This is a genomic window from Mariniflexile fucanivorans (assembly GCF_004341235.1).
GTDB lineage: Bacteria > Bacteroidota > Bacteroidia > Flavobacteriales > Flavobacteriaceae > Mariniflexile > Mariniflexile fucanivorans.
On sequence record NZ_SLUP01000001.1, the window covers coordinates 232,613 to 247,928 of the forward strand.

The 15,316-nt window shown below is 32.7% G+C and carries 15 protein-coding genes; 5 read left to right on the forward strand and 10 right to left on the reverse strand.

From position 1 onward, the window contains the following. Positions 1–164 precede the first annotated feature (164 nt). Positions 165–1,706 carry a glycine--tRNA ligase gene (locus tag EV196_RS01075; protein WP_132214017.1) on the reverse strand — a complete coding sequence of 514 codons (1,542 nt, stop codon included), beginning with the start codon at positions 1,704–1,706 and terminating at the stop codon, positions 165–167. A 265-nt stretch (positions 1,707–1,971) separates the two neighbouring features. Between EV196_RS01075 and EV196_RS01080 the strand changes: the two genes are divergently transcribed. Then, positions 1,972–2,649 (forward strand): ComF family protein, encoded by a 678-nt coding sequence (locus EV196_RS01080; RefSeq protein WP_132214019.1) that lies wholly within the window; start codon positions 1,972–1,974, stop codon positions 2,647–2,649. Between the two features lie 58 nt (positions 2,650–2,707). Beyond that, on the forward strand, positions 2,708–4,315 hold the full coding sequence (locus EV196_RS01085) for an Ig-like domain-containing protein (RefSeq protein WP_132214021.1): 1,608 nt from the start codon (positions 2,708–2,710) through the stop codon (positions 4,313–4,315). Here the strand turns inward: EV196_RS01085 and EV196_RS01090 are convergent. From EV196_RS01090 to EV196_RS01115, 6 genes are all read right to left on the reverse strand, one after another. Then, positions 4,302–5,081, reverse strand: a complete 780-nt coding sequence (locus tag EV196_RS01090; protein WP_132214023.1) for an amidohydrolase — start codon at positions 5,079–5,081, stop codon at positions 4,302–4,304. The genes EV196_RS01085 and EV196_RS01090 overlap by 14 nt on opposite strands. 14 nt (positions 5,082–5,095) lie before the next feature. Beyond that, on the reverse strand, positions 5,096–5,584 hold the full coding sequence (locus EV196_RS01095; protein WP_132214025.1) for a hypothetical protein: 489 nt from the start codon (positions 5,582–5,584) through the stop codon (positions 5,096–5,098). A gap of 60 nt (positions 5,585–5,644) precedes the next feature. Further along, entirely contained in the window at positions 5,645–6,790 is a 1,146-nt protein-coding gene (locus EV196_RS01100) for a methionine aminotransferase (protein ID WP_132214027.1), read from the reverse strand. Positions 6,791–6,817: 27 nt separating this feature from the next. Beyond that, positions 6,818–8,587, reverse strand: coding sequence for a MutS-related protein (locus EV196_RS01105; protein ID WP_132214029.1), 1,770 nt, complete (start codon positions 8,585–8,587; stop codon positions 6,818–6,820). An 80-nt stretch (positions 8,588–8,667) separates the two neighbouring features. Then, positions 8,668–9,372, reverse strand: a complete 705-nt coding sequence (locus tag EV196_RS01110) for a Bax inhibitor-1/YccA family protein (protein WP_132214031.1) — start codon at positions 9,370–9,372, stop codon at positions 8,668–8,670. 101 nt (positions 9,373–9,473) lie between these two features. After that, the gene (locus EV196_RS01115; protein ID WP_132214033.1) at positions 9,474–10,172 is read right to left on the reverse strand and encodes a zinc metallopeptidase; all 699 of its coding nucleotides are present in this window, start codon (positions 10,170–10,172) and stop codon (positions 9,474–9,476) included. Between the two features lie 120 nt (positions 10,173–10,292). On the opposite strand from EV196_RS01115, the gene EV196_RS01120 reads away from it, so the two are divergent. The 3 genes from EV196_RS01120 to EV196_RS01130 are packed head-to-tail and all read left to right on the forward strand — an operon-like array spanning position 10,293 to position 13,115. Continuing rightward, positions 10,293–11,624: a glycosyltransferase family protein gene (locus EV196_RS01120; protein ID WP_165876077.1), complete on the forward strand. Its 1,332-nt coding sequence runs from the start codon at positions 10,293–10,295 to the stop codon at positions 11,622–11,624. A gap of 31 nt (positions 11,625–11,655) precedes the next feature. Beyond that, positions 11,656–12,375, forward strand: a complete 720-nt coding sequence (locus tag EV196_RS01125; protein ID WP_243652149.1) for a glycosyltransferase family 2 protein — start codon at positions 11,656–11,658, stop codon at positions 12,373–12,375. Further along, the gene (locus EV196_RS01130) at positions 12,372–13,115 is read left to right on the forward strand and encodes a class I SAM-dependent methyltransferase (protein WP_132214037.1); all 744 of its coding nucleotides are present in this window, start codon (positions 12,372–12,374) and stop codon (positions 13,113–13,115) included. Before EV196_RS01125 ends, EV196_RS01130 begins: the two co-directional genes overlap by 4 nt. 9 nt (positions 13,116–13,124) lie before the next feature. Here the strand turns inward: EV196_RS01130 and ald are convergent, their stop codons facing one another. The 3 genes from ald to EV196_RS01145 form a co-directional block, all read right to left on the reverse strand. Continuing rightward, positions 13,125–14,228 carry an alanine dehydrogenase gene (gene ald, locus EV196_RS01135; RefSeq protein WP_132214039.1) on the reverse strand — a complete coding sequence of 368 codons (1,104 nt, stop codon included), beginning with the start codon at positions 14,226–14,228 and terminating at the stop codon, positions 13,125–13,127. 213 nt (positions 14,229–14,441) lie between these two features. Further along, positions 14,442–14,702: a SemiSWEET family sugar transporter gene (locus EV196_RS01140; RefSeq protein WP_132214041.1), complete on the reverse strand. Its 261-nt coding sequence runs from the start codon at positions 14,700–14,702 to the stop codon at positions 14,442–14,444. A gap of 303 nt (positions 14,703–15,005) precedes the next feature. Beyond that, a complete protein-coding gene (locus EV196_RS01145) occupies positions 15,006–15,311 on the reverse strand; it encodes a hypothetical protein (protein WP_132214043.1) in 306 nt (101 codons plus the stop codon). Positions 15,312–15,316: the final 5 nt, after the last annotated feature.

Genomic DNA, 15,316 nt, shown 5'->3' on the forward strand with positions numbered 1-15,316 from the left:
GCTGTCTGAAAAGTGTATTATATTTACTTTGTCAGGTTGAGCTTGTCGAAACCGATATTGATTATCAGTAAGTTAAAATATTTCGACAGGCTCAATATGACACAGAATTACACTTTTCAGACAGCCTCTTTGGTTTTTATGAGATTCCTGCTTTCGCAGGAATTTTACATTTTCATTAACCAAGTACGTACATCAACCGCTTGCTTGATAATGTTTCTTAAATCTTCAATTTTAACTCGTTCTTGTTCCATAGAATCTCTATGACGAATGGTAACGGTATTGTTTTCTAAAGTATCATGATCTACAGTGATACAAAATGGTGTACCGTTGGCATCTTGTCTTCTGTAACGGCGTCCCACCGCATCTTTTTCATCATAATCCACATTGAAATCCCATTTTAGATCGTCCACAATTTGTTTAGCGATTTCTGGCAAACCATCTCTTTTAATTAAAGGTAACACTGCTGCTTTTATAGGAGCTAATACCGCTGGTAATTTTAAAACGGTACGTGTGGTATTGTTTTCCAATTCTTCTTCTACTAAAGAATTTGAAAATACGGCTAAAAACATACGATCTAAACCAATAGATGTTTCCAATACATATGGTGTGTAGCTTGCATTCTCTTCATGGTCAAAATACTGTAATTTTTTACCAGAGAATTTTTCGTGCTGACTTAAATCGAAATCGGTTCTAGAGTGAATCCCTTCTAATTCTTTAAATCCGAATGGGAATTTAAATTCAATATCAGTAGCGGCATCAGCATAGTGCGCTAATTTTTCATGGTCGTGAAAACGGTAATTATCAGCTCCCATACCCAAACTTAAATGCCATTTCATTCTGGTTTCTTTCCATGTATCAAACCATTCTTTTTGTGTGCCTGGTTTAATAAAAAATTGCATTTCCATTTGTTCGAACTCACGCATTCTAAAAATAAATTGTCTTGCCACAATTTCATTTCTAAAGGCTTTACCGGTTTGTGCAATTCCGAAAGGAATTTTTAATCGGCTTGTTTTTTGAACATTTAAAAAGTTTACAAAAATACCTTGCGCTGTTTCTGGACGCAGGTATAAATCCATCGCATTTTCGGCAGACGCACCTAATTTAGTACCGAACATTAAATTGAATTGCTTTACATCGGTCCAGTTTCTAGAACCTGTTAATGGATCGGCAATTTCTAACTCTTCAATTAAAAGTTTTACATCCGCTAAATCTTCATTTTCCAAAGATTTTGCCATACGCGAAAGCGTCGTATTTATTTTTTCTTGATACTCTACAACACGCATATTGGTTGTAACAAATTCTTTTTTATTAAAAGCATCACCAAAGCGTTTTGCTGCTTTTTCAACTTCTTTATCAATTTTTGCTTCAATTTTAGCGCAATAATCTTCAATTAAAACATCGGCTCTGTAGCGTTTTTTAGAATCTTTATTATCAATTAACGGGTCGTTAAATGCATCAACGTGCCCTGATGCTTTCCAAATGGTGGGATGCATAAAAATTGCAGAATCGATACCAACAATATTATCGTTCATTTGTACCATGGCCTTCCACCAGTAGTCACGAATGTTTTTCTTTAGTTCTGCACCGTTTTGTGCGTAGTCGTAAACTGCACTTAATCCATCGTAGATTTCACTACTTTGAAACACGTAACCATACTCCTTTGCGTGAGAGATTACCTTTTTAAATTGATCGTCGTTATTTGCCATGGTGCAAAAATAAAAAACCGCACCAAACTAAATGCGTTCTTTAGTAAAAATTAAATGCGAATTTGCTTATTTTTAAATGCGTTAGGGATTGAGGCGGCATCCTTTTGTTTTTTACACAAAAAAATACGCTTTGGCTGGCTATATTTATGTTGTAGATTCCTGCCTTTATAGGAATGACAAAAAAACAAAAGATATAGCTGAAAGCCCGACCTGGTTCCTGAACTTGTTTCAGGATAAAGGTAACGCCCAAATAAAAATTATTCTTATGCTTAAACCTGTAATTGATTTATTATTTCCAAAAGTATGTTATGCTTGCCTTAACTTATTGCATGATAATGAGGATACTATTTGTGTGAATTGCAGACATGATTTACCCGTCACCAATTTTCATTTTGATAATGATGATACGGTTAAAAAAGTGCTTTATGGACGTGCTGAAATTATAAATGGCACCGCCCTTTTTAGGTTTGAAAAGAAAGGATTGGTGCAACAACTTGTTCACGGTTTAAAGTACAAAGGGTATGAAACTATTGGATATTCTTTAGGAAATTGGCTTGGTGGCGAATTAAAAGAATTAGAGAATTACAAATCTGTTGACGTGGTGATACCTGTACCGTTACACAAAAACAAACTTAAAAAGCGTGGTTATAATCAGGTTACTAAATTCGGCCAACAAATTGCCAAGGCTTTGGAAGCCGATTATATAGATGATGTGCTTATAAAAGTAACCAACACCCAATCGCAAACCATTAAAAACAGGTTAGCGCGTTGGAACAATACCGATGAATTATTCGCCATAAAAAACCATGAACTTATAGAGAACAAACACGTGCTATTGGTGGATGATTTGATTACTACAGGTGCTACTTTGGAAGCTTGCATAAGTGTATTGAACCATGCAAAAAATATAAAAATAAGTGTTGCTACCATAGCAATAGCCTAAAGAGTTAACCGTTATATCTTTAAAATTATGTAGGTTTGTACAAAATTTAAAATTGGTGATGAACAAAACCCTTTCAAGTTTTATTTTATTGATTTTTTTAGGCCTTGTTTTTGTGAACTGCGCTAATAGAGGAACGCCCGAAGGTGGCCCTAAAGATATTACGCCACCTAAAATTGTAGATGAACTTCCAAAAAATTACAGTACCAATTTTGACGGTAAGGTTATTAAAATTTATTTTGATGAATACATTAAAATTAAAGATATAAGTAAACAACTTATTATTTCGCCACCAATGACTACCCAACCCGAAATAACACCGCTTGGGGGGGCTAGTAAATACATTACCATTAAAATTTTTGATACGTTACAACCCAACACAACCTATGCGTTTAATTTTGGGAATAGTATTACGGATAATAACGAAGGAAACCCCTACCCGTATTACAGATATGTATTTTCAACAGGAAGTTATATAGATTCTTTAAGTGTAAAGGGAAATATTGTTGATGCTTTAAAAACACAACCTGAAACATTTGTAAATGTGGCACTTTATGAAGTAGATTCCACTTTTACAGATTCTATTATATACAAAAAAACACCTAAATACATTACCAATACACTGGATAGTGTTACAACATTTTCTATTGATAATATTAAAGCTGGAAAATATATGCTTATGGCTTTAAAGGATGGTAACGGCGATAATAAATTTCAGCAAAAAACGGATGAAATTGCGTTTTATAAAAGCTTTATTACCGTACCGACTGATACTACTTACACCCTTAAATTGTTTAAAGAAGATCTGGATTTTAAAGCTAACCGACCACAAATAGCAGCAACTCAAAAAATAGGAATTGGCTATGAAGGGGATTACCATAATATGAAGGTGAATGTTAAATCTGAAATTCCTGAAGATTTTAATACCCGCATTACCAAAGACGCAAAAACAGACACCCTTTATTATTGGTATAAGCCTAAGTTGGAAGCAGATTCATTGCTTTTAAATATCTCTCATCCTAATTTTGATAAAGATTTCACGGTAAAAATCAGAAAGCAGAAGAAAGACTCGTTAACCATTGCAGGAAATCCTTCGGGGACTATTGGCATAGAGCAACCTTTTAAAATTTCCGGGAGTATTCCTTTCACTCGCTTTGATGCTTCTAAAGTGAATCTTATTGACAAAGACTCTTCCAAAGTTGATTTTACTACAGAGTTTGATTCGATAAATAACACCTACCTCTTCAACTTTAAAAAAACTGAAGAAAACAAATATAATATGATGGTATTACCAGAAGCTTTTACCGATTTTTTTGATAATAAAAACGATACTTTAAAATATTCTTTAAGTACCAGAAAAGCATCCGATTTTGGTTTTGCACGTTTTACATTAGTAAATGCAAACTACCCCTTAATCATTCAACTAACTACCGAAAAAGGTGAGGTGAAAGCTGAAAGATATACTTCAAAACCAGAAACTGTAGATTTTATGAATTTACAACCTGCCACCTATTTTATTAGAGTGATACATGATGCGAATGGTAATGGCAAGTACGATACTGGTAGTTATCTGAACAAAACTCAGCCAGAAAAAGTGAGTCATTTTAAAGAAATAGAAGTACGTGCCGATTGGGGCTACCCAGAAACTTTGGAATTTACTTCAGACTAAACACGTCTTTATCGTGTAAAAACTTAAGTTTATTACGGTAATAATTGATATGGTTGCGTTCTAAAACAACTATTTCAACCTGTTCTCTATTAGGCTTTATATGTGTTATGGCATTACCTAAAACATCATAAACTGCCGAGTTACCTGAATATTCATTTTGAGCATCGTCTAACCCTACTCTATTCAAGCCAATAGTATAGCACATGTTTTCAATAGAGCGCGCTTTTAATAAGGCATCCCAAGCTATGATCCTAGATTTTGGCCAATTGGCAACATACAGCAATACATCGTAATCTTCTATATTTCTTGCCCAAACAGGAAAACGCAAATCATAACAAACTAAAGGGCAAATTTTCCAATCTTTATAGGATATTATTACTTTTTCATTTCCTGCTGCATATACTTTATCCTCACCAGCTAAGGTAAACGTGTGCCGCTTATCGTAAACTGTTATAACACCCGATGGTTCTACAAAAAGCAACCTATTATAATACTTATCCTTCTCTAAAATAATAAGGCTGCCAACAATGGCAGCCCCTGTTTTTAAAGCTTTTTTTTGCATCCAAGTTACTGTTTTACCATCCATAGTTTCAGCAACAGCTTCAACGTTCATAGTAAAACCTGTTGAAAACATTTCTGGCAATACAATAACATCAACTGCTTTTGCAATACTTTTAATTTTTTCTGAAAAATTTTTTCGATTCTGTTTCGGGTTTTCCCAAACCAAATCCGATTGTATTAAAGCGATATTAAGTTGATCTTGCATATTAATTTTAATAACTAAAGTTTCTTTTTGGCTTTATCAATATCCTCTTTTAAACCTTCTATTTTTTTAAGCCATTTAGCTTCATCGTTAGGAGAAAGCTTTCCTTTCTCTTTTAATTTCTCGTATTTTGCTAAACCATCTTTATAATCTTCTTTAGCATCTTCAAACTTAGATTGTGCTTTTTGTTTTGCTTTTAATTCTTTTTCAGCCTTTTTTTGAGCTTTCTCAGCTTTCTTTTGCTCTTTTTCAGCCTTTTTTTGTTCTTTTTCAGCCTTTTTTATAGCTTTTTCTGCTGATGCTCTTTCTTTATCTAAAGCTTTTTGTTTGTTAAAGGCATCCCAAATACCTGCTTGATCTTCAGCAGATAGTGCTGTTGTTACATCTGCGCCTTCTTGTAAAATGACTTTTCCTTTTATTTTATAAGTAGCGCCATTGAAATCAACTTCTTGTGCTTGAAGGCTGATGGCGAAACCTAAAAAAAGTAATACTGCTAATAATCTCATTTTTAAAAATTTTAAATTGTTATATATACTTATTAGACTAATTTTTACTTAAAAAGTCACTTAAATACGGTTTAATATATTTGCTGCTTTTTCTAATGTTTCATCTGTTTTAGCAAAACAAAATCGCAACACCTTATTATCTATATCATTAGTATTGAAAACCGATAACGGGATTGAAGCAATACCAGATTCTACAGTAAGTCTTTTTGCAAAATCCACATCATATTCTTGAGTGATTTCAGAATAATCTAACACTTGAAAATAAGTGCCTTTTGCTGGTGTAAATTTAAACCTAGAATCCTTTAATAAATTTAAGAATAAATTTCGTTTTTCTTCATAAAAATCTGATAATTCTAAATAATGTTTTGGCTCTCGCATATAGTCTGCAACACCTTTTTGAGTGGGGTGATGAATACAAAACACATTAAACTGATGCACTTTTAAAAATTCCTGCATAAGTTCCTTTGGTGCGCAACAATAACCAATACGCCAACCCGTATTATGAAAGGTTTTACAGAAGGATGCCACTACAAAACTTCTAGATTTTAAATCGGGAAACAAGCATGCGCTTTGGTGTTTTTCACCATCGTAAATCATATGCTCGTAAACCTCATCGCTCAAAACTATAATATTAGTGTTTTGGGTTAGATTTTCCAACTGAAGCATATCTTCTTTTGAAAAAATAGTTCCCGTTGGATTATGAGGCGTATTGATAATAATCATTTTGGTTTGACTATTAATTTTCTCCTTCACTTCATTCCAATTTACTTTAAAATTATTGGAAGACTGCAATTGAATGGGGATTACTTTACCGCCATTTAATTCAACATTGGGCTCATAACTATCATACGCTGGTTTAAAAATAATAACCTCATCACCCAACTTTATAAAGGTTGAAATAATGGTGAAAATAGCCTGAGTGGCGCCTGCAGTTACGGTAATTTCATTTTCTAGATGATAGCTCGTATTGTAAAGTGATTCAAATTTTTTAGCAATAGCTTTGCGAAGTTCTAAATTCCCTTGCATGGGCGCATAATGGTTATACCCCGAATTCATCGCTTTACTTACCAAATCGATTAATTTTTGGTCACTTTTAAAATTAGGAAAACCCTGCGATAAATTGATAGCATTATGTTTGGATGCCAGGGCACTCATTATCGAAAAAATGGTAGTCCCAACGTTTGGAAGTTTAGATTGGTGTTGCATGGTCTTTGGGTGTTGGTACTTTTTAATCTATACAATATTCATTTTTTTCAATAAAAAGGAAGCGTTCATGTTTTTACAAATACCTTGTTTCAATTTGTAATCAAAATAAAGCTCATCGTTAATAATTTCAGCGTCAAAATAATAGTTTTTCACATCTTCCAGATCCTTTTCAATGTCACATAAACTTAAATCGTGGGTTGCGATGATACCCGTTGCATTTGAAGCGACTAATTTTTCGACAAATTTTCGGGAACCAATGGCTTTATCGGTGCTATTCGTCCCTTTTAAAATTTCATCTAAAACAATAAAATAGGGTTCTTTTTCAATGGCATCCACAATGTATTTTAAACGGGTTAATTCTGAAAAGAAATACGAACTATCATCGGTTAACGAATCGGTGGTACGCATGCTTGTTATCAATTTTACTGGTGAATAATTGCTCGATTTTGCACAAACGGGCAAGCCTACATTTGCCATCACAATATGCAAGGAAACCGTTCTTAAAAAAGTACTTTTTCCCGCCATATTTGCACCCGTAACTATAAAAAATTGTTCATTTTCTATGGTTAAATCGCTATCTATACGCTTATTTTTATTTAACAACGGATGTCCTAAGCTTTCCGCTTTTATTACAGAACTATCTGTTTCAATAATTGGGAATACAAACTCGGGGTGATTAAACGCAAAATTTCCTAAGGAATTATAAGCATCGAAAAACGATACCACTTCAAACCAATCTGCTACTTTATTAGCATGTTCTTTAATCCACTGTTCAACAAGAAAACTATTTTTAATATCTAATAGAAAATACCCATTTCCTAAGACAAGCGATATTAAATTAATTCGGTTATCTAGAGCATCCATCGCCTTTGAAAGCTCTTTGAAAATATCGGAAGCTTTTTTTTCTTCCTGCTGAATTTGTTCTTGTTTTTGTTTTAAAATATCTGATGAAAACGATTCATTTTCAATCAGTTTCAAAAGTGATGCATATTGGCGAAACGTATCTTTAACCTTGTCGGTATTTGATGCCAACTCATTTATTTTCTTTAAGTAAAGACCTGAAATACCTAAGCCTAAAACCAACCAAGAGCCAATAAATACGGCGTTTATTATATTAAAAACACCTAATACGATTACAGTTATAGACCCCAACGAAAATGCTAAAGGCAACCATTTAAAAATTCTAGGTAAAAAGGGCTTGTAATTGTGTAACCAATTTATAATTTGTTTAGCAGGGGTTTCAATGGATACCAAACTGGAGGTTGCGGAATAATGTTGACGCCATTGTGGTTTTGAACTTAATTCTTTAATAGCATCTTGACGTGAAACAATATCATTAATTTGATTGGCTTTTAAAGCTTCAGAGAGCTTTTGAGTTCCTTCGTTTATTGTTGTTCTATTAATGAATTGAAAAAACGACCCACGACCGAACAAATCGATATCTAAACTATAAAAATGGTTGGGGTCTTGGAATTGTAAACCAGCATCTCTGTGATGAAAATTTCCTGAAGCAATTTCGATTTCATCTTCATTTATAACAACCAAAGCTTCATTAAACCTCCTTTTTGCTTTAATATCGTTATACTTTGATAGTAAATATAAAAAAATAGCAATTCCTAAAATCCCGATAAAAACGGCTAACTGCCAATTGCCGAAGAAAGTATAAATACCAAAACCTGTAAAAACAAACACCAACGAGCGGTAGAGGCTTAAAGCAGTCATTTTTTTATATAACGCCTTTACTTCTTGGTTGTAGATTTCTAAGTGCTTTTCGTAATATGCTAACGGATTTTTCATTTTAATTTGAATTGAAAAGTAAATAAACAAAAAAGCCCTGAAAAACCTCAGAGCTTTTATTTTTATATTTTAATGAAGTTTTAGTCTCTTGACATAAAAATACTAAGTACATACCAAAAAAGTAGCATTAAAGACGCAAATAAGCCCAATGCTGCTGGTATATATTGATCGTCTGAATATTTATTTACCAAATTTGATGTTTGATATAAAATAGACCCAGCAGCTAAAACACACATTGCTACCGAGAACCACAACCCTAAGTTAAAACCGAATAATGTTCCCGCTAAAATTAAACCTAAAGCGATAAAAAAGCCAACAGTTAAGCCTGCTTTTAAAAAGGAAAAATCTTTTTTGGTTACAAAAACAATAGCCGACAACCCTGTAAACAAAGCTAAAGTCACTATAGCAGCTTGGTTTAAAATTTCCGGACCCGAATCCATGTAAAAAGCAGCAATGTAAATAAGCGGCACAAAAATAAAGGCTTCAGCAAGAATATAAATACCGTAAGCTAAATATTGTTTGTTTTTGTCGGGAGTTTTTAATGTCATTCTTTCAGCATAATTGGTTATAAACATAAAACCACCTAGCATAATTAGCCAACGCCACCCTTGCGTCATAGACAACGCAAAATTCACAATAGCATCACTTTGAAGTAATAAATATTCAAACAGAATAAATACCAAAACACCACCCGCCACATGCGAATAGGTTTTTTTGTAAAAAGCTACTTTATCAACTTCTGAAAGTTGACTGACCATCAATTTGTTTTCAACTAAATTTTCCATAAATAATTATTTGGTTAAGATTTGTAAAATAAAGATATAAAAAAGAACCGAATTCCCACATAAAAGTTAAGAATTCGGTTCTTAAATGTATTTAATCTATATTAATCTCTAGAACCTCCAAATACTTGAAGTGCCCAATATACTAAGGATGCCAAAGCACCTATAGCTGCCACTAAATAGGTTCTGGCTGCCCATTTAAGTGCATCTTCAGAACCTGCATATTCTTGTTGCGATACCATATTTTTGTTTTTTAACCAAGCTAAGGCACGATTACTTGCATCATATTCAACAGGCAATGTTATAAAACTGAATAATGTTGCAAACCCCATCATTACCAAACCAGCAACAGCTACCCAATAGCCCATACCAACACCTGCCGCTGCACCTAACATAAGTCCACCAAGAACTACCCATTGTGACATACCAGAAGTTACACTAACAATTGGCACTAAAGCTGAACGCATTTTTAACCACTCGTAAACTTGTGCATGTTGAACGGCATGCCCGCATTCGTGTGCAGCAACCGCTGCTGCTGCTGCGTTGCGTTGATTATAAACCGATTCACTTAAATTTACTGTTTTGTTTTTTGGGTTGTAATGGTCTGTTAATTGACCTGGTGTTGAAATAACCTCAACATCGGTAATACCGTGGTCTGCTAACATTTTTTCAGCAATTTCGGCACCACTCATGCCATTTCTCAGTTGTACTTTAGAGTATTTTTCAAACTTTCGCTTTAAAGTGCTACTCACCAACCAGCTTACAAGCGCAATGGCTCCTAATAATATATAATATCCAATCATTTTTTTTTAAATTTTTATAATTCTGAAACTAAATATAGCAAAAATAACGCCAAATTAGCACATATGATATTATGTCAGTTATTTAAAAGAATATTTAATACATTTGAATTTTATAAAAAAATGAAGATTTTAAAAAATAGCCGCTCCGTATTAATTTTTTTAATAATTATACACGTTGGTTTTTTTGTTTCAAAGATTTTTATTGGCAATTATTTTCTTCAGGATTCTTACGATTATTGCTACTTAGCTGAGAATATAAAAAATCACTTTGCTTTCTATTGTGCTAACTTAAATGAACCCATTGTATTTGAAAATTTCACAAAAAGACCTCCTGTTTATGGACTTTTTGTACTTGTTTTTTCTTTTTTCACCCAATCTAAAGTATTAGTGCTATTGGCACAAAATATACTCTCTATAATAAGCATTTTATTAACTATTAGAATCTTTAACAAACATTTTAATAATACTACCAAAAATAAAATATTCTTAATTTTAATTGCTGTATCCATAAGCCAGTTTATTTACGCAAATTATTTAATGAGCGAAATACTTTTACAATTTTTAGTTATTGTTTTATGTTATTCTTTTCAAAACACTTTAGCTAAAAAATCTTTGTGGTGGTTATTTGGATTTCAATTAATAATTATATTATTATTTTTAACCAAACCTGTATTTTATTTGTTTGTTATTCCTAATGTTTTTATTTGTTTATGGCTTTCTAAACACATATCGAAAGCGTCTTTTTTTAGTTTAGTTCCTATTATTGCTTTAGTAATGTATATGTCTTGGAACAAGGAAAGAACAGGGCATTTTGAATTTTCCAGTATCCAGAATTTAGCTTTAAAAAACTACAATTTATTGTATTTTCAGACCAATAAGTACAATGAAGATTACGCATTGAAAATAAATGAAAAAATAAATAAAGAAATAGCTCAATTAGATTCTTATAAAGAAAAACAACAGGCTATAAAATTGCTATCAACACAGTATATCAAAAAAGATTTATTCAGCTATGCTTGGTTTCATCTTAAAGGTAGTCTTAGAATGTTTATAGATCCGGGCAGATTCGATTTGTATAATTTCTTTAATTTTAGCAATAAAAATGAAGTAGGGTTTTTGGCTCACATTAATAGTAATGGTGTTACTGGAGCTTTCAATTACTTCAAAAAACAGCCATTCATAATTATATTGCTTTTACCTATAATTCTAATTTTTAATTTACTGAAATTATACGGTTTTTGTAGATTTTGGATTACTAATTACAAAATTGCTCCCCCGGTTTTATGGTTTGCTTTTTTTATAATTATTTATATCACTTTTCTAACAGGGCCATTAGCGGCATCCCGTTTTTTAGTCCCACTACTCCCACTTTATTGTATGTTTGCATCTTTAGGACTTTTAATTCATTTCAAAAGTTTTAAAAACCATAACAAATCAAACCTTACTATTTAATTTATAATTGTTAAATTTTAAATATGCGCTTGTGAACAAAAAGTTATCCATAATAATGCCTGCTTTCAATGAACAGAACACCATTGAATTGATTCTTGAAAAAATAAAACAAGTAAAGCTTATTGAAGATTTAGAGAAAGAAATTATTATTGTTAATGATTATTCAAGCGACAATACATTAGCATGCATTAACAATTTTCAAGTGAAAAATCCTGAAATACCATTAAAAGTATTAAACCACGAACAAAATAAAGGCAAAGGAACCGCTATACATACAGGTATTTTGGAAGCTCATGGCGATTTTATAATCATTCAAGATGCCGACATCGAATACAACCCAAACGAATATAATCTTCTATTAGAACCCATGTTGGCTGGTTTTGCCGATGTGGTTTACGGCTCTCGTTTTGTAGGAGGAAAACCTCACCGAGTTCTTTTCTTTTTTCACACCATAGGAAACAAATTCTTAACGTTTATTTCAAATTTATTTACAGGAATAAATATTACAGATATGGAAACTTGCTACAAACTCTTTAAAAAAGAAATTATTAAACCTTTGGTTTTAAAAGAAAAACGCTTTGGTTTTGAACCAGAAGTTACAGCCAAAATCTCAAAAATCAAGAATATTAGAATTTATGAAGTAGGCATTTCCTACTATGGAAGAACCTACGAAGAGGGCAAAAAAATAGGCTGGAAAGACGGTGTACGTGCCATTTACTGCATATTAAAATATAATATCTTTAAAAGATGACAGAAAAAATAAAGTTTGAAGAAGAAGACGTATCAGGAGCCATTACGCTTGATATCATTTCTAAAGCAGACAAGTTTAACCAATGGATGTACCAAACAATTAAACCTTTCTGCAAAGGACAGATATTAGAAATTGGAAGCGGTATAGGCAATATTTCAAACTTCTTTATAAAAGATAATTATGATATTTTTTTAAGTGATATTAGAGCTAGTTATTGCTTAGAATTAGAAAAGAAATTCAATGCGTTTCAAAATTTTTTAGGAGCAGAAATAATCGATTTAACCGACCCTGATTTCGATAAAAAATACGCAAAACATTTACAAAAATACGATACCGTATTTGCTCTTAATGTGGTAGAACATATATATGAAGATGAACTTGCCATACAAAATTGCCACAAACTTCTTACCGAAAACGGAAATGCTATAATACTTGTTCCTTCTTATCAAAGTCTTTTTAACCAATTTGATGGGGAACTCGGTCACTACAGAAGATATAATAAAGCTTCACTTACCAATGTGTTCTCAAAATCTAATTTCGAATTAATACACAAACAATATTTCAATTTTATTGGCATATTTGGATGGTACATTAGCGGAAAAATTTTAAATAAAAAAACAATTCCTAAAGAGCAAATGAAGCTTTACAATACACTTGTGCCTGTTATAAAAATTATAGATAAATCCATTTTTAACACTATGGGCTTATCCACAATAATTGTTGGCAAAAAAACATTGTAAGCTTAAAGCTTACAATGTTTCAGCAAACTCTAAATCGAATGCTTCTGCTATTTCTTTATAAACGATATCGCCTTTTACAATATTCAATCCTTTAGCCAAAGACGGTGTGTTTTCGCAAGCTGCTTCCCAACCTTGATTTGCTAACTTTATAACATATGGTAATGTAACATTAGTTAACGCCATGGTAGATGTATAAGGTACAGCACCTGGCATATTTGCAACACTGTAATGTACCACTTCATCAATAATATAAGTAGGATCTTGATGTGTTGTTGGTCTGGTAGTTTCAAAACAACCGCCTTGGTCTACAGCTACGTCAACCATGACGGTTCCTGGACGCATATCTTTAAGCATATCTCGTGTAATTAATTTTGGAGCTTTTGCACCCTTTATAAGAACACCACCAATAATTAAATCGGAATCTACAATATGCTTTCTAATGTTATATTCGCTAGAAAACTCACTCACTACGTTATTTGGCATGGAATCGCTCACATAGCGTAATGCTTTCATATTAATATCCAAAATATGCACACTTGCTCCTAAACCAGCAGCCATTTTTGCAGCTTGATACCCCACAACTCCAGCACCTAAAATAAGCACTTTCGCTGGTGGTACTCCCGGAACACCGCCCAATAAAATACCACGACCCATAATAGGTTTTTCTAGGTATTTTGCACCTTGTTGTACAGACATTCTACCTGCAACTTCACTCATAGGGATTAATAATGGCAATGTACCATCCGCTTCTTCAACCGTTTCATAAGCAATACAAATGGCCTTACTTTTAATCATGGCATGCGTAAGCGGTTCGCTGGAAGCAAAATGAAAATATGTGAAAACGACCTGATCTGGTTTTATTAAAGAATATTCAGGCTCAATAGGTTCTTTCACCTTTACAATCATTTCAGCAATACCGTAAACCTCCTCAATAGTTTCAAGAATGGTAGCACCGGCGCCTACATAATCTTCATCTAAAAAACCACTGTTAAAACCCGCATTTTTTTGCACGTAAACTTCATGATTTCTTTTAGTAAGTTCGAACACTCCTGAAGGCGTCATACCTACTCTATTTTCATTATTTTTAATTTCTATCGGAACACCAATTTTCATAATTTGTTATTTTAAGTTAGTCTGAAAACGTTATGCTAAATTAAAATATTTGATTGAGAATAATCAAATATATTTTAAATTTTATAAATTATTTTAGCCGAAAAGTTGGTATCACTGAAAAAACAATAATATTTGGCTATTTTTAGGGAAAATATTAAGCTTTATTTCGATACAAAAAAAATGACAAAAATCATCAATTCATTTTTTACCCAACTATTTTTTGCTGTATTTCAATTTGAAATAGATAAGTAAAAAAGCAGATATTAATGTGATGGAATTTGCCATAATCATGGACGGACTATTTTTATAAAAACCATACACCAACCACGCTATAATACCAACAAAAAATATAACCAACATAGGTAGCGACAACCCAGAAACATCTTTGGTTTTCCATGTTTTGTAAACTTGAGGCAAGAACGCTGAAGTAGTTAAAATTGCAGCAACAAAACCAATAATTTCAATATAATTCATTTCTGTTTTTAATAACAAGGGTCGGGCGTTACCACAAGGGTCGGGCTTTCGGTAGTCGCTTTTTTGTGTTGCATAGGTGCAACAACACAAAAAGAGCTTCAACAATACCTCAATCCCTAACGCGGGTTTATCCGCCAAAAGCAGTATTCAATCTAAAATTAAAAGCTGTTTAAAAAGTGTAATTCTGTGTCATATTGAGCTTGTCGAAATATTTCAACTTATTCATGATCAATATTGGTTTCGACAAGCTCAACCTGACAAAGCAAATACAAAAACACTTTTTAGACAGCCTCTTGGTATAACTTAATCACAAATTGGAACTGTAAAAACACCCTCTACAGTTTTTTCCGAAGAAGACTCTGCTAAAATTTTAACTGTAATTTCAGTATCACTTATCGCAGTTACTTCTACGGTGCCACTCAAATAATTATAAGGCGTTTCATCTCCTGAATGAAAAATAACATTTACATTATTATAAGTACCCACCTCTGGAGTAACGTATGTAGAAACATATAAATCGTAATCGAAAATAGTCGAACTACAATCTGCAGTTTCGTTCGTTATATTTACAGATAAATCATCTCCCGATGTATATGCTTTACCTCCCACATCTG

What these genes read in the sequence shown, in the direction of transcription:
- EV196_RS01075 (WP_132214017.1), bottom strand. Translation starts at nt 1,706, where the DNA reads ATGGCAAATAACGACGATCAATTTAAAAAGGTAATCTCTCACGCAAAG.
- EV196_RS01080 (WP_132214019.1), top strand. Translation starts at nt 1,972, where the DNA reads ATGCTTAAACCTGTAATTGATTTATTATTTCCAAAAGTATGTTATGCT.
- EV196_RS01085 (WP_132214021.1), top strand. Translation starts at nt 2,708, where the DNA reads ATGAACAAAACCCTTTCAAGTTTTATTTTATTGATTTTTTTAGGCCTT.
- EV196_RS01090 (WP_132214023.1), bottom strand. Translation starts at nt 5,081, where the DNA reads ATGCAAGATCAACTTAATATCGCTTTAATACAATCGGATTTGGTTTGG.
- EV196_RS01095 (WP_132214025.1), bottom strand. Translation starts at nt 5,584, where the DNA reads ATGAGATTATTAGCAGTATTACTTTTTTTAGGTTTCGCCATCAGCCTT.
- EV196_RS01100 (WP_132214027.1), bottom strand. Translation starts at nt 6,790, where the DNA reads ATGCAACACCAATCTAAACTTCCAAACGTTGGGACTACCATTTTTTCG.
- EV196_RS01105 (WP_132214029.1), bottom strand. Translation starts at nt 8,587, where the DNA reads ATGAAAAATCCGTTAGCATATTACGAAAAGCACTTAGAAATCTACAAC.
- EV196_RS01110 (WP_132214031.1), bottom strand. Translation starts at nt 9,372, where the DNA reads ATGGAAAATTTAGTTGAAAACAAATTGATGGTCAGTCAACTTTCAGAA.
- EV196_RS01115 (WP_132214033.1), bottom strand. Translation starts at nt 10,172, where the DNA reads ATGATTGGATATTATATATTATTAGGAGCCATTGCGCTTGTAAGCTGG.
- EV196_RS01120 (WP_165876077.1), top strand. Translation starts at nt 10,293, where the DNA reads ATGAAGATTTTAAAAAATAGCCGCTCCGTATTAATTTTTTTAATAATT.
- EV196_RS01130 (WP_132214037.1), top strand. Translation starts at nt 12,372, where the DNA reads ATGACAGAAAAAATAAAGTTTGAAGAAGAAGACGTATCAGGAGCCATT.
- ald (WP_132214039.1), bottom strand. Translation starts at nt 14,228, where the DNA reads ATGAAAATTGGTGTTCCGATAGAAATTAAAAATAATGAAAATAGAGTA.
- EV196_RS01140 (WP_132214041.1), bottom strand. Translation starts at nt 14,702, where the DNA reads ATGAATTATATTGAAATTATTGGTTTTGTTGCTGCAATTTTAACTACT.